This window comes from Ureibacillus sp. MALMAid1270, assembly GCF_049202975.1.
In the GTDB taxonomy this organism is placed as follows: Bacteria; Bacillota; Bacilli; order Bacillales_A; family Planococcaceae; genus Ureibacillus.
In genome coordinates this window covers 22,632-40,783 of sequence record NZ_JBMIRP010000064.1, presented here as the reverse complement: position 1 = coordinate 40,783, position 18,152 = coordinate 22,632, and the positions used below count along the sequence as shown (strand labels likewise).

General features: G+C 34.1%; 18 protein-coding genes. 15 read left to right on the top strand and 3 right to left on the bottom strand.

Annotation, left to right across the window (positions count from 1 at the left end; all coding sequences use genetic code 11):
• Nucleotides 1–441 precede the first annotated feature (441 nt).
• The 6 genes from ACOQFO_RS08580 to zupT all read left to right on the top strand — a co-directional run bounded on the left by ACOQFO_RS08580 (nt 442) and on the right by zupT (nt 6,410).
• Nucleotides 442–1,395: an ABC transporter permease gene (locus tag ACOQFO_RS08580; RefSeq protein WP_421689267.1), complete on the top strand. Its 954-nt coding sequence runs from the start codon at nt 442–444 to the stop codon at nt 1,393–1,395.
• Nucleotides 1,385–2,341, top strand: a complete 957-nt coding sequence (locus ACOQFO_RS08575) for an iron chelate uptake ABC transporter family permease subunit (RefSeq protein ID WP_421689266.1) — start codon at nt 1,385–1,387, stop codon at nt 2,339–2,341. The genes ACOQFO_RS08580 and ACOQFO_RS08575 overlap by 11 nt, the downstream gene beginning before the upstream one ends.
• Nucleotides 2,338–3,102: an ABC transporter ATP-binding protein gene (locus ACOQFO_RS08570; RefSeq protein ID WP_421689265.1), complete on the top strand. Its 765-nt coding sequence runs from the start codon at nt 2,338–2,340 to the stop codon at nt 3,100–3,102. Before ACOQFO_RS08575 ends, ACOQFO_RS08570 begins: the two co-directional genes overlap by 4 nt.
• A 312-nt stretch (nt 3,103–3,414) precedes the next feature.
• A complete protein-coding gene (locus ACOQFO_RS08565) occupies nt 3,415–4,440 on the top strand; it encodes a siderophore ABC transporter substrate-binding protein (RefSeq protein WP_421689264.1) in 1,026 nt (341 codons plus the stop codon).
• A gap of 391 nt (nt 4,441–4,831) precedes the next feature.
• The gene (locus tag ACOQFO_RS08560) at nt 4,832–5,461 is read left to right on the top strand and encodes a phosphatase PAP2 family protein (RefSeq protein WP_421689263.1); all 630 of its coding nucleotides are present in this window, start codon (nt 4,832–4,834) and stop codon (nt 5,459–5,461) included.
• 136 nt (nt 5,462–5,597) lie between these two features.
• The gene (zupT, locus tag ACOQFO_RS08555; protein ID WP_421689262.1) at nt 5,598–6,410 is read left to right on the top strand and encodes a zinc transporter ZupT; all 813 of its coding nucleotides are present in this window, start codon (nt 5,598–5,600) and stop codon (nt 6,408–6,410) included.
• 65 nt (nt 6,411–6,475) lie between these two features.
• Here the strand turns inward: zupT and thrB are convergent, their stop codons facing one another.
• Both thrB and thrC read right to left on the bottom strand, forming a co-directional pair.
• A complete protein-coding gene (gene thrB / locus ACOQFO_RS08550; protein ID WP_421689260.1) occupies nt 6,476–7,381 on the bottom strand; it encodes a homoserine kinase in 906 nt (301 codons plus the stop codon).
• The gene (gene thrC / locus ACOQFO_RS08545; protein WP_421689259.1) at nt 7,378–8,430 is read right to left on the bottom strand and encodes a threonine synthase; all 1,053 of its coding nucleotides are present in this window, start codon (nt 8,428–8,430) and stop codon (nt 7,378–7,380) included. Before thrC ends, thrB begins: the two co-directional genes overlap by 4 nt.
• Nucleotides 8,431–8,628: 198 nt before the next feature.
• Between thrC and ACOQFO_RS08540 the strand changes: the two genes are divergently transcribed.
• The 3 genes from ACOQFO_RS08540 to ACOQFO_RS08530 all read left to right on the top strand — a co-directional run bounded on the left by ACOQFO_RS08540 (nt 8,629) and on the right by ACOQFO_RS08530 (nt 12,084).
• Nucleotides 8,629–9,882, top strand: a complete 1,254-nt coding sequence (locus tag ACOQFO_RS08540) for an MFS transporter (protein WP_421689258.1) — start codon at nt 8,629–8,631, stop codon at nt 9,880–9,882.
• Between the two features lie 253 nt (nt 9,883–10,135).
• The gene (locus tag ACOQFO_RS08535) at nt 10,136–10,996 is read left to right on the top strand and encodes a MurR/RpiR family transcriptional regulator (RefSeq protein ID WP_421689257.1); all 861 of its coding nucleotides are present in this window, start codon (nt 10,136–10,138) and stop codon (nt 10,994–10,996) included.
• Between the two features lie 161 nt (nt 10,997–11,157).
• Complete coding sequence (locus tag ACOQFO_RS08530) at nt 11,158–12,084, top strand: manganese-dependent inorganic pyrophosphatase (RefSeq protein WP_421689256.1); 927 nt, start codon at nt 11,158–11,160, stop codon at nt 12,082–12,084.
• 85 nt (nt 12,085–12,169) lie between these two features.
• On the opposite strand, the gene ACOQFO_RS08525 is transcribed toward ACOQFO_RS08530, so the two are convergent.
• Complete coding sequence (locus ACOQFO_RS08525; protein ID WP_421689255.1) at nt 12,170–13,546, bottom strand: FAD-dependent oxidoreductase; 1,377 nt, start codon at nt 13,544–13,546, stop codon at nt 12,170–12,172.
• Nucleotides 13,547–13,735: 189 nt separating this feature from the next.
• On the opposite strand from ACOQFO_RS08525, the gene ACOQFO_RS08520 reads away from it, so the two are divergent.
• From ACOQFO_RS08520 to mntR, 6 genes are all read left to right on the top strand, one after another.
• Complete coding sequence (locus ACOQFO_RS08520; RefSeq protein ID WP_421689254.1) at nt 13,736–14,440, top strand: DsbA family oxidoreductase; 705 nt, start codon at nt 13,736–13,738, stop codon at nt 14,438–14,440.
• Between the two features lie 421 nt (nt 14,441–14,861).
• Entirely contained in the window at nt 14,862–15,131 is a 270-nt protein-coding gene (locus ACOQFO_RS08515) for a winged helix-turn-helix transcriptional regulator (protein WP_421689269.1), read from the top strand.
• Between the two features lie 285 nt (nt 15,132–15,416).
• Nucleotides 15,417–16,328, top strand: coding sequence for a UDP-N-acetylmuramate dehydrogenase (murB, locus tag ACOQFO_RS08510; protein WP_421689253.1), 912 nt, complete (start codon nt 15,417–15,419; stop codon nt 16,326–16,328).
• Nucleotides 16,329–16,406: 78 nt separating this feature from the next.
• Nucleotides 16,407–17,168 (top strand): exodeoxyribonuclease III, encoded by a 762-nt coding sequence (locus ACOQFO_RS08505; RefSeq protein WP_421689252.1) that lies wholly within the window; start codon nt 16,407–16,409, stop codon nt 17,166–17,168.
• A gap of 88 nt (nt 17,169–17,256) precedes the next feature.
• Nucleotides 17,257–17,547, top strand: a complete 291-nt coding sequence (locus ACOQFO_RS08500; RefSeq protein ID WP_421689251.1) for a late competence development ComFB family protein — start codon at nt 17,257–17,259, stop codon at nt 17,545–17,547.
• Nucleotides 17,548–17,734: 187 nt separating this feature from the next.
• Nucleotides 17,735–18,151, top strand: coding sequence for a transcriptional regulator MntR (gene mntR / locus ACOQFO_RS08495; RefSeq protein WP_421689250.1), 417 nt, complete (start codon nt 17,735–17,737; stop codon nt 18,149–18,151).
• The last annotated feature ends 1 nt before the right edge of the window (nt 18,152 follow it).

Genomic DNA, 18,152 nt, shown 5'->3' with positions numbered 1-18,152 from the left:
CTCATTAAGTGGGGGATAAAAGACCTAAATAAGCTATATGAGCATAGGTACTTAAGTTATTGAACCGCCGTGTACGGAACCGTATGCACGGTGGTGTGAGAGGTCGACTAGCCAATTAATGGCTAGTCTCCTACTCGATTTGTAGAATTTGTATATGACTTGTACGATTGACTGAGAATAAATGGTGTTGATAAAAAAGTGTATTCGATTCAAATTCAATTATTTCCCTTGAAATATTTAAATCAATAAAGGTAGATAACTGCAAGAAAGAAATTACTATTTAATTGATTACACTTGTTGAAAATATGACATAAGTAAATGATTCTCATTCTCATTCACATATTGATTTTTCAATTTTTAGTGCTTATAATTAGTTTGTAATCAAGTTGAGAATCATTTTCAATAACGATTCGGAAAAATAAGTTAGACATGGGGATAAAAATGAGACTTTGGATGTTAATAATAGCAGCAATCATCCTTTCGATTGTTTCGCTATTTATCGGAGCAATTGACATAAAGCCAAGCGACTTACTTGACTTTAATTCTCAAGAAGCACAAATATTCCTAATAAGTCGTGTACCACGCTTATTGGCAATTATTTTAGCTGGCGCAGGGATGAGTATAGCAGGATTAATCATGCAATCTTTAAGTAGAAACAAATTTGTTTCTCCAACAACTGCAGGTACATTAGATGCTGCTAAGTTAGGGATTCTCATTTCGATGTTATTTTTTACGAACGCAACATATACTCAACAGGTCGTTTTTAGTTTTGTATTTGCGTTATTAGGAACATTGCTGTTCATGCAAATTTTGGATCGTATTAAATTTAAAGATGTTATTTTTGTTCCGCTAATTGGGATTATGTATGGGAATATTTTATCTTCTATTACAACATTTTTTGCGTATGAAGGTGACTTAATCCAAAATATTAGTTCTTGGTTGATGGGGAGCTTCACTCTCATCATTGCGGGACGTTACGAGTTGTTATATTTAAGTATTCCAGCTATTATTCTTGCTTATATCTATGCGAATAAGTTCACGGTTGCTGGTATGGGTGAAGAATTTGCGAAGAACCTAGGCTTAAGCTATAAGTGGGTCTTAAATAGCGGACTTATACTTGTTGCAATTATCGCAACTACTGTTGTTTTAACTGTAGGGGTCATCCCATTTCTAGGGCTAATTGTTCCGAATATTGTTTCTATTTATTTGGGAGATAATTTACGTAAAACAATTCCACACACTGCTGTATTAGGTATTGTTTTCCTATTAGTCTGTGACATTATTGGACGTGTAGTTGTTTATCCTTATGAAATTCCAGTGAATGTAACAGTAGCGGTGATTGGTAGTGCGATCTTCTTAATCATGTTGTTTAGGGGGAGAGCATATGCGAAATAATACAAAGAAATTAATTATATTAGCAATCATTGCATTAATCTGTATTCTCTTATATGCATTTTATGATATAAAAGGTGGCTTTGCTTATGCGTTTCCAAGACGTATGATGCGAATAGGTGCCATGGTTGTAACAGGCTTTGCTATTGCTTATTCAACTGTAGTGTTCCAAACAATTACACGTAATCGAATTTTAACTCCTTCTATCATGGGGATTGATTCGATGTATGAAGTTGTGCAAACTTTAATTTTCTTCTTTGCTGGATCACTTTCGGTATGGGTAGTAAATCAGTATCTGAATTTCACAGCATCCATTATTGCAATGGTAGTATTTGCGCTGTTATTGTATCGAATTTTATTTAGAGCTGATAAGTATCCAATCTATTTAATGCTATTAATAGGGATGATTTTAGGTACTCTACTTGGAAGTTTAGGTACTTTCTTGCAAGTCTTAATAGACCCTATTGAATTTTTAAGTTTACAAAACAAGCTATTTGCAAGCTTTACAAACATTAAAGTAGAGCTATTATATATTTCAATTGGTATTTTGTTAATTGCATTCATTTATGGTTTCCGTATTATGAGTCAATTAGATGTTATGTCACTTGGTCGTGAAAATGCTATTAACTTAGGTATTAATTATGATCGATTAGTGATGAATATTTTAGTTTTATCGTCGGTACTTATTGCAACATCGACAGCTTTAGTTGGACCGATTACGTTCTTTGGGTTAATCATTTCCAATCTTTCATATCAATATTTAGTTACTTATAAGCACTCCATTCATATATTAGGAGCCGGCTTAATTAGTGTTATTGCTTTAGTTGGTGGACAGTTTGTTGTTGAACATATTTTTGAAATGAAAACAACATTAAGTGTCATTATTAACTTTATCGGTGGTATTTACTTTATTTACTTATTACTGAAAGAAAGTAGGGCAGCAGGATGATTGAAATCAAAGAATTAACAAAACGTTTTGGTAACAAGCCTGTTGTAAATAATGTTTCTGTAAATATTCAGCCAAGAGCCATTACATCCTTTATAGGTCCAAATGGTGCTGGTAAATCAACGCTTTTATCGATGGTGAGTCGTTTATTAGATGCAGATACAGGTGAAGTTTTACTTGATGAAAGTAACGTGAAAAAGTGGAAATCTGATCAGTTTGCAAAAAGAGTATCTATCTTAAAACAGTCAAACTTCTTAAACGTTCGTTTAACTGTACGTGAACTTATTTCATTTGGTCGTTACCCATATTCAAAAGGTAGATTGAATGCCGAAGACGAACAATATGTGGATCAAGCGATTGAGTATATGAATTTAGGGGATATGCAAGATAGGTTTTTAGATGAATTATCTGGTGGGCAAAAACAACGTGCATTTATTGCGATGGTTATTGCTCAAGATACGGATTACATACTACTTGATGAACCGCTAAATAACTTAGATATGAAACATTCTGTTCAAATTATGAAAATTCTTCGTAAGCTTGTAGATGATTTAGGTAAGACGGTTGTCATTGTATTGCATGATATTAACTTTGCCTCAGTCTACTCGGATTATATTGTTGCACTTAAAAACGGTAGCGTTGTGAAAAGTGGACCTACAAATGACATTATCAATCCAGAGGCACTACGAGAAATTTACGATATGAATATACCAGTACAAGAACAAAACGGTTGTCGTATTTGTGTATATTTTAATTCGCATTAATTATTATATTAACTAAATGATTTAGAAAAGTTTTGTCTATTTACAAGCTTTTCTAAATCATTTTTTAATGTGATAATGACTAATTTTCCAAGCATAAAATCCAGACTTCGAGCGAGAAAATTAACTTTCTAGTTAATTTGAAGCTGATCTATAAAAACGAATTTCATGTTAATAAATTAGACAAAAATAAATTGTAAAAATAGTATTGACGTTTAAATTGGAACTGATATAATTTCAATTAGTTGATAATGATTCTCATTATCAGAAATCGAAATTCATTTTATTAGAAAGAAGAATAGGAGCGGTTTAACAATGAAAAATAATTGGAAATTACTTACGCTAGTTCTAGCTACGATGGTATTAGTACTAGCAGCTTGTAATTCAAATAATGAATCTACTAATGAAGATTCAAATACTAGCTCAGAAACAACTGAGCAATCAACTGAGAACTCAGCTTACCCACTAACAGTATCACCTACAATTACTTCAACAGAAACTGAAGATGCAGGAACTGTTGCATTTGAAGATGTTACATTAGAAAAAATGCCTGAGAAAATTGTTGTATTTGACTATGGTTTCTTAGATACATTAGATGCTATCGGTGTTGAAGGAATTGTTGGTCTTCCTAAAGACTCATCATTACCTGCGCATTTATCAAAATATGAATCTGATGAATATGCAAACGTTGGATCTTTAAAAGAACCATTATTAGAAGATATCGCTGCACTTGAACCAGATGTAATTTTCATCTCTGGTCGTCAAGCAACTTTCTATGAGCAATTAAAAGAAATTACACCAAACGTAATTTTTGTTGGAACAAACCAAAACGACTACTGGAATACTTTCTTAGCTTCAACTGATATTGCAGCTACAATCTTTGGTAAAGAAGCTGAAGTAGAAGAGAATGTTGCGAAAATTGAAAGTGCTATTGAAGAAGTAAAAGAATTAGCTGGTCAATTCGACAATACGTTAGTAACTATGTATAACGAAGGTAAATTATCTGGTTTTTCAACAAACTCACGTTTCGGTTACATCTATGATATTTACGGATTCGTTCCTGTAACAGAAGATATTGAAGCTTCATCTCACGGTTCTAACTTTGGATTCGAAGCAATCTTAGAATTCAACCCAGAAGTATTATTCGTAATCGACCGTACTGCAGCTATAGGTGGTAAATCTAACATCACAAGCGATATGGAAAACGACATTATTAAGCAAACAAATGCTTATAAAAATAACCGTATCGTTTACTTAGATGGTACACTTTGGTACTTAAGCGGTGGCGGTGTACAATCTGAATTAGCTAAAATTCAAGAAATCTTAGATGAATTAAAATAATAATTAGTTCTTCAAAAAGTGCCTCATAAAAGGCACTTTTTGTGCGACGGGCAGTTGCATGGAGTGCTGATACTCAGCACTCTTCTTTTCGTTTCTCAGACAGAGACGTCATCTCGATGAAACAACTGAATGAAGGGTAACGAAACGAATCCCAGATGGTGCAAATCCATCCCCGAGGAGACTGACCTAGCTCGGGAAGCTTAATCTAGGGCAACACTGCAAAATGCCTGGAACGCACTCTCTTGATAATCACTGTAACATTTGGTAAGCCGTATGCCTTAATAGGGCACATACGGTTTGATAAGGGGGAAGCCTCGAGAGGGGTTTCCCTATTTTATTCATATATTTGACATGATAATATGGAGTTATTGTTATTTATTGGGAGGTGAGAGTGTTGAGAAAATGGCCTTATATAATAGCAGTCTTTACATTAGTTTTGTTTACTGTAATTATTTACACCTATGAGCAACCATTTGTTGTTCAATTTGATGGCGCTATGAATCAGTTGTTTTTCGGAAATTCTTTCATTGAGTTTTTCCATATATTTGGCGAGACAAAAATGATTGTCATCATTTCATTGATTCTGATTTTATCTTTATGGTTTAGACATAGAAATTACAGAGGGATGTTATTTGTTGTACTAGCGGTTGGTGTAGGTAATGGTCTTAACCAATTGATCAAAACTCTAACTGCTAGACCACGTCCAGAAATGGTTGACCAACTTACATCATTCAGTTTACCATCAGGACATGCAATGATTGGCTTACTTTATTTATTTACGATCGCTTACATATTATCCGAAATACTTAATAGTCGTAAAACAGCGGTAGCTATTTGGATTATTGCTTTAATACTTGTTATTTTAACTGGATTATCAAGAGTATCAGGTAGTCACCATTATGCTACAGATATTATAGCTGGATGGTGTGTAGGATTTACATGGTTTATGATTGTTGTATATTGGTATGAAAGTCGAAAACGAAAAATAAATCAATTAAAAACGAAAGAAAGCTCCTTGTAAAAGGTGCTTTTTTTTGCCTTTAGTTACAACCTAAAAGTTTTCCTAAGGAATAAGATATAACCTAAATGAAAAAAGTTGCATAAAGGAAACTTTATGTATATACTAGTTACATGAAAACAAGATGAGGGGAATCAGAATGGACGGAAATGTAATATTAGCTCTTGCTTTGACATTGTTTGCTGGTTTGGCTACTGGAGTTGGTGCTTTAATCGCATTTTTTACCTCTAGGACAAATAAAAAGTTCTTGTCTGTTGCGTTGGGCTTTTCTGCAGGGGTTATGATCTACGTTTCCTTAGTAGAAATTTTTGTGAAAGCAAAGGTTTCATTAACAATGGCATTAGGGGACACATACGGGTATTGGATGACAATTGTCGGTTTTTTTGGTGGGATGGTATTTATCGCATTAATAGACCGATTTATTCCAAAAAGTAAAAATCCCCATGAAGTAAAGACTGTAGAAGATGTTCAAGCAGCTGAAAAATCAACAATCGATAACGATAAATTAATGAAAATGGGAGTATTTACTGCGTTAGCAATTGCCATTCACAATTTTCCGGAAGGTATCGCGACCTTCATGTCTGCAATCCAAGATCCAAATGTCGGAATTGCAATAGCCATTGCAGTAGCAATTCATAACATTCCAGAGGGGATAGCTGTGGCGGTTCCAATATTCTTTGCAACTGGGATAAGAAAAAAGGCGTTTAAGCTTTCATTCTTATCTGGTTTGGCAGAACCGGTTGGTGCTATTATTGCGTACTTAATTTTGATGCCATTTTTAAATGATGTGATGTTTGGAATTATTTTTGCTGGAGTAGCGGGGATTATGGTATTTATATCATTAGATGAGCTTTTACCTGCTGCGAAAAAATATGATGAAACACATTTATCGATTTATGGTGTGGTAGCAGGGATGGCAGTAATGGCTATTAGTCTAGTTTTATTAACATAATATAAAAGAGGGTAAATCGATGTATTTTCGAACCATTGATATACCCTCTTTGTCATTTAATTTGATCATACAGGAACTTCTGTAACTCGTACTCCTGTATGATCTGCTTTTGTTAATATAATTTTATGACTTGGGAATAGACTCTCCATTTGATGTACGAACTGATTTCCAATCGATGTTGGAACCATTGATATCATAGTCGGTCCTGCGCCACTTAGTGCTGTTCCGTAAGCACCGTGTTCTTTTGCCTTTTGAACAATCTCAAAATATTGAGGAATTAGTTGTGATCGGAATGGTTCATGGAATAAATCCGCTTCCATATAACGACCAATGCGAACATAGTCTTTTGCCACAAGTGAAGCCGCAAGCATATTTGCACTACTACTAGCTAGTACAGCATAGTGGCGTTCAAATGTGTTAGGTAGAACTCCTCTTGCTTCTGAAGTTTTTAACTCAACATCAGGGATAAAAACAACAAAAGATGCATCTAAATCCGTAATATGAATTGTATCAACATTTCCTTGTTCATCCATTGAAGAAATCGTAAGACCTCCTAGAACTGAAGCAGTTGCATTATCTGGATGTCCTTCAATTTGAGAAGAGATATTACAACGATCTTGTAAACTCAAATTCAGATTACATGCTAGATTTGCTACTTCAATACCCGCAACGATGGCAGAGGCACTACTACCTAGGCCACGTGCAAAAGGTAATTCGCTTTTCATTTCAATTCGGCAAGGCGGCATCTGTTTGTTAAAACGAGCGGCCGTTTCATTTGCGATTTTATATATTAAGTGATCTTCAATATTAAATTCGCTTGGATAACCTTGAGATACGTGGATAATTTCCCACTTGTCTTGTAGAGAAACAGTTAAAGTTAAATATAGCGATAAGCTAAGGCCAATTGAGTCAAATCCAGGTCCTAAATTCGCTGTGCTTCCAGGAACAGTGATTTGCCATTTTTTACTCATAGAACTCCCTCAATATACTTACGGATTTCTTCTTCATCATTTTTCAATGATACTAAGTCAACAGTTGAAACCTTCATTGCAGTATCTGGATCTTTCAGTCCGTTACCAGTAAATACTGTTACAACACGGCTTCCTTTTTCAATTTTCCCATTTTCTACTGATTTAATAACACCAGCAAGAGAAGCTGCAGAACCTGGTTCTACGAAAATTCCTTCTGTAGCTGCGATTAATTTATAAGCAGCAAGAATTTCATCATCCGTTACTGAATCAATAATACCTCCTGATTCATCGCGTGCTGCTTCTGCAAATTTCCAGCTAGCGGGGTTACCAATGCGAATTGCAGTAGCTACAGTTTCAGGTTCAGCAATTGGTTCACCCTTAACGATAGCAGCTGCACCCTCAGCCTCAAAGCCATACATTTTTGGAAGACCAGTATTTTTAGCTTCATGATATTCTTTAAAGCCTTTCCAATATGCTGTAATATTACCTGCGTTTCCTACAGGAATACATAAATAGTCAGGAGCAGCACCTAAACTATCTACAATTTCAAATGCAGCTGTTTTTTGACCTTCGATACGATATGGATTCACTGAATTTACAAGTGTTACAGCAGTTGTTTCACTAACTTCGCGAACTATTCTAAGTGCATCATCAAAGTTACCATCAATTTCAATAATTTTTGCACCATACATACAAGCTTGTGCTAATTTTCCAATAGCTACTTTTCCCTTTGGAATCACGACGATTGAACTGATTCCTGCACGAGCAGCATATGCGCTTGCAGCAGCTGATGTATTCCCTGTTGAAGCACAAATAACACATTTTGTACCTTCTTCAACAGCTTTTGCAACAGCAAAAACCATTCCTCGGTCTTTAAATGAACCTGTAGGGTTTAATCCTTCATATTTACCGTATAATTCAATCCCAAATTTTTTAGAGAGATTAACAAGATGAATTAATGGAGTATTTCCTTCATTTAGTGTTAAAGCAGGAGTTTGATCAGTTACTGGTAAAAATTCTTTGTATTCTTCAATAAGACCTTTCCACATAGACAGTATCTCCTTTTGTTCTCGCAAGATGAACAATTGTTTTTATATAAGAGACATTTTATCGCATATGTAATGTATTTTTCAATAGAATTTGATAAATTAACACAGACTAAAAATAAGAAGTTTAAAAGTTGTATTGAAAATTGTAGTAGACCTTGTTATCATGTGTATATACAAATGTAAAGACAGGTGAAAATGATGAGTAATGTTGTTTCAGCACATTCGAATACAAATTCAAATACCAAACCTATTTCTCGTAATAAGTTACTAGCTGTTGCAGGAACAGGTTGGATGTTTGACGCAATGGACGTAGGAATTTTATCTTTCGTTATTGCCGCATTAGCAGCTGACTGGGGTTTAAACTCAGGTCAGATGGGGTTAATTGGTAGTGTCAATTCAATAGGTATGGCTGTTGGTGCATTAATTTTTGGTGTATTTGCAGATAAAGTTGGTCGAAAAACAATCTTTATGTGGACACTCATACTCTTTTCAGTTGCAAGTGGATTATCTGCTATTACAACTACATTTATGGCGTTCTTAATTTTACGTTTCTTCGTCGGTATGGGATTGGGGGGAGAACTTCCAGTAGCTTCAACTTTAGTTTCTGAGAGTGTACCAGCGAAAGAACGAGGACGAGTTGTTGTATTATTAGAAAGTTTCTGGGCAGGTGGATGGTTACTTGGTGCCATTATCTCTTATTTTGTTATCCCAGCTGATTTTTGGCCAATCGAAGGATGGCGTGTTGCTCTATTATTAACTGCAATCCCGGCATTTTATGCCCTGTATATTCGTATGCACCTTCCAGACTCACCGCAATTTACTGCTAAACCAGAAATGAAAAAGCGTAGTGTATGGAAAAATATAGCGGGTGTTTGGGAGAAAAAATACGCTAAAGCTACACTAATGCTTTGGATCGTTTGGTTCGTTGTTGTATTTTCTTATTATGGCATGTTCTTATGGTTACCAAGTGTAATGGTGGGTAAAGGATTTAGTCTTATTTCAAGTTTTGGATATGTTGTTATTATGACATTAGCACAGCTTCCAGGTTATTTTTCAGCTGCTTGGCTTATTGAAAAGGCAGGAAGAAAATTTGTTCTTGTAACATACTTACTTGGAACTGCGGGAAGTGCGTTTGTCTTCGGTAATGCAGAATCAATTGAAGTATTATTGATTTCTGGGATTTTATTATCGTTCTTTAACTTAGGTGCTTGGGGTGCATTATATGCATACACTCCTGAACAATACCCATCAGTAAACCGCGGTACAGGGGCAGGTTTAGCTGCTGCAGTAGGACGAGTTGGTGGAATATTTGGTCCATTATTAGTAGGAAATTTACTAGCTTCAGGATTAGATATTGGTTATATCTTTACGATCTTCTGTATTTCAATTGTTCTTGGTGTTGTTGCAATCCTATTTTTAGGAAAAGAAACAAAACAAATGGAATTAGAATAAGAATTAGAATTCACATAGGGGAAACATATGGTTTGAATCTCAAATCATATGTTTCCCCTTTTTTCTTTAAAATGTACAATATATTTCTATTTAATCTATAAAGTAGATAAAATTCATCTAATTTTGACAAAAATATGACTTTTAAACTAATTAAATTTGAGATTTTTCAGAAAACTAATTGTCTTTAAAATTTTTTAGTGTTAACCTTTCAATAAATATATTTGTATACAATTTTGAAAGAAAGGGAGCTCATATGAATATTAGTGAGAATATTAAAAAAAGCTTTATTCGATTATCAAGAGGTCAACGAAAAGTTGCTCAGTTTGTTATTGATAACCCGACTTTAGTAGCTACTCATATAGCTTCCGAAGTGGGAAAACTAATAGGTGTTAGTGAATCAACAGTCATTCGTTTCTGTTATGCAATGGAGTTAAGTGGTTATAGCGAACTACAAGAAGAGATTAAAAAAGAATTGATGCAAGTCGATAGGGATGTTATTACAACAGTGGGTGAAATCGACACAAAGAAAACTGTAAACACAATTAGTGAAATTATTAATAAAGACGTTACAAGTATATTAAATACTTTAGAGTTAATCGATCCGTTATTGTTTGAAAAAACGATTAGATGTTTACATGAAGCAGATTTTGTTTATGTGCTCGGATTTAGACAATCTGCACCAGCTGCTACATATATGACTAGCATCTTAAAAAGTTACCGAAAACATGTAAGGCAAATTCAACATGATATGGAAGATATCGTTCAACAGTTAAGTAACATCGATAGTAAGTCTTTATTAATTATTATTGCTGTTGATCATGTATTAGAAGATGTGTTAACAATCGCTAAATTAGCAAAAAATAAAAATGCAAAAGTAGTTTCAATTACGAATTCAACTGTTTCTTCTATTCGTGATTTTTCAAATGCGATGTTTACTATTCAACAATATAAACAAAGTAGTTTAGAAACAAGTACTCCACTATTTTCCTTCATCAATGCAACGATTGAAGGCATGATTGCACAAAATAAAAAGCAATATAATGAGTTCCAGAAAACGAATGAACAGATCGAAAGTAGCTTTAGTTACTTGGAGATTGGTCAAAAAACTAGCTAATAATTAGTGCATATATAATTGCTAAAGTTATATATGCACTTTTTCTATGCAAAGAATTTAATTCGTATGTAATTTGAAATAGAATGGTTTTTCTAAATACAAATAGATGTGATAAAATAAATGCGACTTATGAACAAAAATTTAGGAGGCACTAAAATCATATGAGCAAAGTATTAGTTTTCGGACATAAAAACCCAGATACAGATACAATCACTTCTGCAATCGTGTATGCTTATTTAAAACAGCAAGTTGGTGTAAAGGCAGAAGCTGTACGACTTGGTGAAATTAATGATGAAACAAAATATGCGTTAGATAAATTTGGTTTTGAAGCACCAAGATTAATTGATAGCGTTGCTACTGAAACGGATCAAGTTATTTTAGTAGACCACAATGAACGTCAACAATCAGCGAATGGAATTGAAGAAGTAAAAGTAATTGAAGTAATTGATCACCACCGTATTGCTAACTTTGAAACATCAGATCCGTTATATTTCCGTGCTGAACCTGTTGGATGTACAGCAACGATCTTAAATAAAATTTTCAAAGAGAAAAATATTGAAATTCCATCTAATATTGCTGGACTTATGTTCTCTGCTATTGTTTCTGATACATTATTATTTAAATCTCCTACATGTACAGAAGAAGATGTTCAAGCAGGTAAAGAGCTTGCTCAAAAAGCTGGAGTTGATGTAGAAGAATATGGTCTTGCAATGTTAAAAGCAGGTGCCGATTTATCTAACAAACCGATAGAAGATTTACTTTCTTTAGACGCAAAAGAATTTACGTTTGGAGATGTAAAATCAATTGTAGCTCAAGTAAATGCAGTTGATGTAAATGATGTTCTAGGGCGTAAAGAAGAATTAGTAAGCATCCTTAACAAAAACGTTGAAGCAAAAGGATTGAATTTATACTTCTTCATCATTACTGATATTTTAAATAACGATTCAGTAGCTGTATTAGCGGGTAGTGCAAAAGAAGAGGCTGCAAAAGCATTTGGCAAGACATTAGTAGAAGATACAGTCGATTTACCAGGTGTAGTTTCTCGTAAAAAACAAGTAGTGCCTGTACTTACTGAAGGGTTAAAATAATTTCAGAAGTAGATATTTTGAATACAAAAAAGACACGGATGACCAAAAGTCATTCGTGTCTTTTTACATACAGTCAACACATAATTCATTTTAAATCTAATGGATATACTGCAGGTCCTTCAATGACATTTCCGAATTTGTCAAAACGAGATCCATGGCAAGGACAATCCCATGTTTCATCTCCATCATTCCAACGTGTTCTACAGCCTAAGTGGGTACATTTAGGTGCATCCATTCGTGTTAAATATCCCTCTGTTAAATTTGCGACAGTAAAACCAATTAAATTTAACATTCTTAACATCGTTTTACCGAACTGATTGCGTGAAGGATTATAAATATCAGCTGCTTCATGTTTTTCCTTTGTAATGGCACTCGAAATAATTTCACCAGCTACAAGTGAATTAGATAGACCCCATTTACGATACCCAGTAGCAATATACACATTTGACTCATTTTCTGTAATAGGACCAACATACGGTAGTGAATCTGCAGTATTTGGATCCTGTGCACTCCAAAGGTATTCGGGTTTTGGTAAATCAAACTTCGAAACAACTTCATTTTGTAATGTTTCATAATAGTTTTGTGTATCTTCTATCGTTCCTGCTATATGGGAGCTACCACCATAAATGAAGTATGGTTGATTATTAATAAGTGCAGTACGAATCGTTCTAGAAGGTGAATCAACAGAAATATATTGTCCTTTTAATAATTCTGATGTTTTTGTAGCTGTCAAATAGGATCGGTCAACAGAAAGTTTTGCAATTTGTAACCCCTTTACTGCTTCAATAGGATAATGCGTAGCCAACACAAGGTGGTTAAAAGATACTTGTAAATCATCTTCAACATAAACCCTTTTCTCATCAATAACTACTTTTGTAACACGGGAGTTTACATAGAGGTTTGCTCCTTCTTTCATCGCTAATTTTGCAAAATGTAGAGCGAAATTAGTAGGATGAATTTGTGCAGTGTTAGGAAGCTTAATACTTGAAAGTATGTCAAATGGTAGCTCAGTTTCTAATGTTTCGAATCCAGGAATACTTAATGTCTTATAAGCTTCGATTTCGTCTTCTAATGTCTTTTTACCTTGTTCCGTTGTAGCGTACATATAGGAGTCTGCTTTTTGATATAGTTCAATAGGTAAGTTTGAAATGGCAGACTCGATCGCATTCACATTGGCATGATAATACCTTTGAGTTTCACCTACAGTAAATGACTGGAGAAGTATTGCATAAACAGCGTCATGCTGAGGTGTTAATTTTCCAGTTGAATGTCCAGTTGTTGCAATCCCTACAGAGGAATTTCCCTCAAGTAAAACAACATTTACCCCTTTTTTTGCTAGTAGATATGCGGTGTAGATTCCGGTTAACCCTCCACCAACAATACAGACATCACAATTTAATGAAGTAGTTAATTTGTTAATCGGCAGTTTCTCAATGTCCACTAACCAAAGTGAATTTTGCATAAAGTCCTCCATGATTTGTTTTTTCTAGAAGTATCGGTAAATGCTGTGGACATTATTCAACATCTTACAGTTGAAAATCGACGATATTGTTTTCTGGTGGAAATACTTTTAGATCCAAATACGCTATGAGCAGTATTATTGAACAATGGAAATTTGATTCGTACAATAAAGGAAAGGAGGAGATGTTCTGTGAAAGTTGAAGTATGGTCAGATTACGTATGTCCTTTTTGTTATATAGGAAAAAGACAGCTTGAAAAAGCGATAAAAGATTCCGGATATGAAGGTCAAATTGAAGTTGAATATAAAAGTTTTTTATTAGATCCAACAACTCCAATCGATGCAGATGAACCTGTTATCACGTCTTTAGCTAAAAAATATAGAATGTCAGAAGCTGAAGCAAAAAATATGACGAATAATGTAGCGGTTCGTGCCAAAGAGGTTGGTCTAAACTATAACTTTGACAATATGAAGACTGCTAATACAGTTGCAGCACATCGTCTAGCAAAATGGGCTGAAACAAAGGGCAAAGGCCATGAAATGAGCGAAAGATTGCTAAAAGCATATTTTCTTGATGGTGAGGCGATCGGTAAAAAAGATGTTTTATTAAAGTTTGTTGAGGAAGTTGGTCTAGACCAAACAGAAGCAACAGAAGTATTAGATGGAACGATGTTCAAAGCTGAAGTCGATAAAGATATTTATGAAGCACAGCAATTAGGTGTTCGTGGAGTACCTTTCTTTGTATTTGATAACAAATACGGAATATCAGGTGCCCAACCTCAACCTTTATTTGAACAAACCATTGAAAAAGTAGCTAGCGAAGCAGGTTTAAAACCAAAACTAAAAATGGTTGGCGATGAAGGCGGACTTTGCACGGATGACCATTGCGATATATGATGCATATAATAAAATAACCAATACAATCCCCCATGATTTTATCAGGGGGATTTATATTTAGTTAAATCGTATTTCATACCAATAATACTGTACCTCGGAAAATTGAATAGTCTTTTGTCGATCGTCATAATTTGTAATTAGTTTGCCTAGAAAATTGTAATTGACGGAATTATTAAAGTAAAAATTAGGACTAATAGCATTAAAACTAATAAACATAAGTAAATGTAAAAAATCCTTATTAATAAGTTAATGATAAAATTGGTTATAATGGAAATAAAAAAGTTGGAGTAGTTACTTTTCGTAAGTAGATGTAAAATGGTACACTAATTATAAGAATTTTATGTTTAATGACGGTACAACAATAAGAGTAGAGGTGTTTCTTTTGAAAGAAATTTGCATATGTCCTCGATTATCAAAGGCAATGGATCTTTTAGGAAAACGGTGGACAGCGTTAATTTTATATCAGCTATTAGAAGGTCCACAAAGATTTAATGAAATAGAGTCTTCACTACCAATTAGTGGTAGACTGCTATCCGAACGATTAAAGGAACTGGAGAAAGAAGATATTGTTGAAAGAAAAGTGTATTCAGAAGTACCTGTTCGTGTTGAATATTCATTAACTGAAAAAGGCCGTGCACTTGAAGTGACTATTCGAGAAATCGAAAAATGGTCAAAAGAATGGATAAATTAGTGAGTATAGCCCTTGCCAAAAGGCTTTCTATTTCCCATACTAAGTATGACGTTCACTTCATCCAGAAAAACTGTGACAATTAGCTCAAGTTGTTAATGGACTAATTGCACAAAATCTACGTCAATGGTCATATATTAAGTTGCCAATACCAAAGTGTTGAGATGAATGAAGTGATAAGCCTAAAGGAAATGATACGGATTACTAATCGTACTTTTTTAAGTAATGTTGAAATAATTTGTTCAAACTATGGCTTAGTGTATCTGATTTAGAAAGGATTTTTTTATGATGACTATACAAAAATGGGCTGAAGATTTAGCTCAATTAATGAATCCAAATAATATTAAGAAAAATGAAGTATTAAAAGAATACACAATGACAAAACTCGGCGGTGCTGCCGATTTATTTGTCATGCCTGATACAGAAGACGAAGCACAGGCAGTAATAAAATACGCATATGATAACCATATTCCGCTTTTAATGCTTGGAAACGGATCGAATATGGTGGTACGTGACGGTGGAGTTAGAGGGATTGTCGTTACGTTTAAAAACTTAAACAAAATTCGTGTTGATGGTACACGCATTTATGCAGAAAGCGGCGCATTAATAAAAGACGTTTCAAAAAAAGCTGCCCAAGAAAGTTTGACTGGTTTTGAATTTGCATGTGGAATCCCAGGCTCAGTTGGTGGAGCAATGGCGATGAATGCAGGTGCATATGGTGGAGAAATAAAAGATATTATCATTTCATGTACTGTATTAACAAAAGAAGGAAAAAAACTAGTCTTAACTAAGGACGAATTAGAATTAAGATATCGACATAGCATTATTTCTCAGGAAGGATACTATGTATTATCATCCCTTTTCCAATTGGAAAAAGGTGACCAAAAAGAAATTGATGAAAAAATTGCTGATTTAACTTATAAAAGGGAATCGAAACAACCATTAGAATACCCTTCAGCAGGTAGTGTATTTAAACGTCCTCCGGGATACTTTGCCGGTAAACTCATTCAAGACAGTGGATTACAAGGAAAAGGTGTAGGAGGCGCGGAAGTCTCAACAAAACACGCTGGATTTATTATTAATAAAGGCAATGCAACAGCTACTGACTATATTCAAACGATTGAAATGGTGCAAGGTGTTGTAAAAGAAAAATTTGGTGTGGACTTAGAACTAGAAGTCAAAATTGTTGGTGAAGATTAATGGGATTTGAAAGCGCCAAACGTGTTAAACGGAATGGCGCTTTATTTTGTTGATTGTATTAAAAATTAGGAGAAAATGATGAAATTTATTTCTTGGAATGTTAATGGAATTCGAGCATGTTTAAGTAAAGGTTTTTTAAACTATTTTCATGAAATGAATGCAGACTTCTTCTGTATTCAAGAAACAAAATGTCAAGAAGGACAAGTGAATCTTGAACTAGATGGCTATTTTCAATATTGGAATTATGCAAAGAAAAAAGGATATTCAGGTACAGCCATTTTTACAAAACATAAGCCAATGAATGTAAGATACGGCGTTGGTGATGCGATAGATGAAGAGGAAGGAAGAATTATTACGTTAGAATACGATCAGTTCTTCTTAGTAAACGTCTATACTCCAAATTCGCAAAGGGACTTAGCTAGACTTCCCTTTAGGCTCGATTGGGAAGGTCGATTGAAAGATTATTTAATTCAATTGAATGTACATAAGCCAGTTATCTATTGTGGTGATTTAAATGTAGCACATACTGAAATCGATTTAAAAAATGCGAAATCGAATGTTGGAAATTCTGGTTTTACATATGAAGAACGTGAAAAAATGACTGAATTATTATCGTCAGGATTTACGGATACATTCCGTTATAAAAACCCAGAATTAACGGATGCATATACTTGGTGGTCCTATATGAACAAAGTAAGAGAAAGAAATATTGGATGGAGAATTGATTATTTTATTGTATCCAATAGCTTAAACGACCATATAAAAGAGGTTGCGATCCATTCAGATGTTTATGGAAGTGATCATTGTCCGATTTTTTTAGAATTAGATTGGAATATCTAAGTGTAAATGTTCAATACTTAATAAGTAACTAATACATAAAAAAGCAGTGCATCTTGTTGAAATTCATCAAACTATGGAGTATAAAAGAATGCCACAACCAATATTAGGTAATGTTACCGAAGACATTGTACGTGGACTTGTGAAGTTTTTGTTATTCGGACCAGAATATCAAACATTTTGTCATTGCGAAAAATGTGAAATGAATATTTTAGCCGATGTGTTAAATAGACTTCCATCAAACTATGTATCAAACGAAAAAACTAGAAGTGAAGTTTATAAAAAATTAAACACTCCTATATACATTAATATTGTGAACAAGGAAATTATTCGTTCGATTTATAATGTAGGGAAAAATCCAGGGCATACATCACTCGAATAAATCTGGCTGACAGTTAGGATTAAAGCTGACTCAAGTAGAGTCGGCTTTTTCAAACCTTCCAAAGGTCGTAATAATAAAAGTATGTCATATTAAGTTTACCATTACATACACTTGTCGTTAAATATTACCTTTTCGAGTGAGGTTGTAGTAAAATTTAAAGTATGAAGTTGAAAGTGAGTGATCGCTAATGCCTACACCTAGTATGGAGGATCATATCGAACAGATATATTTATTAATTGAGACAAAAGGATATGCAAGGGTGTCTGACATAGCAGAAGCATTATCAGTTTTACCCTCCTCCGTTACAAAAATGGTTCAAAAATTAGATAAAGATGGTTATTTAATATATGAAAAATATAGAGGATTAACGCTAACTTCTAAAGGGGAACGATTAGGGAAAAGACTAGTAAAAAGACATGAGCTGTTAGAACAATTTTTACGGATGATAGGTGTAGATGAGGAACGAATCTATGCGGATGTTGAAGGTATTGAACACCATCTAAGTTGGAATTCTATAGATAGAATTGCTGACCTAGTACAACTTTTAGAAGAAGATCAAGCAATTATTAAAAAGCTTGAAGAAATGAAAGCAAATAATCAATAAC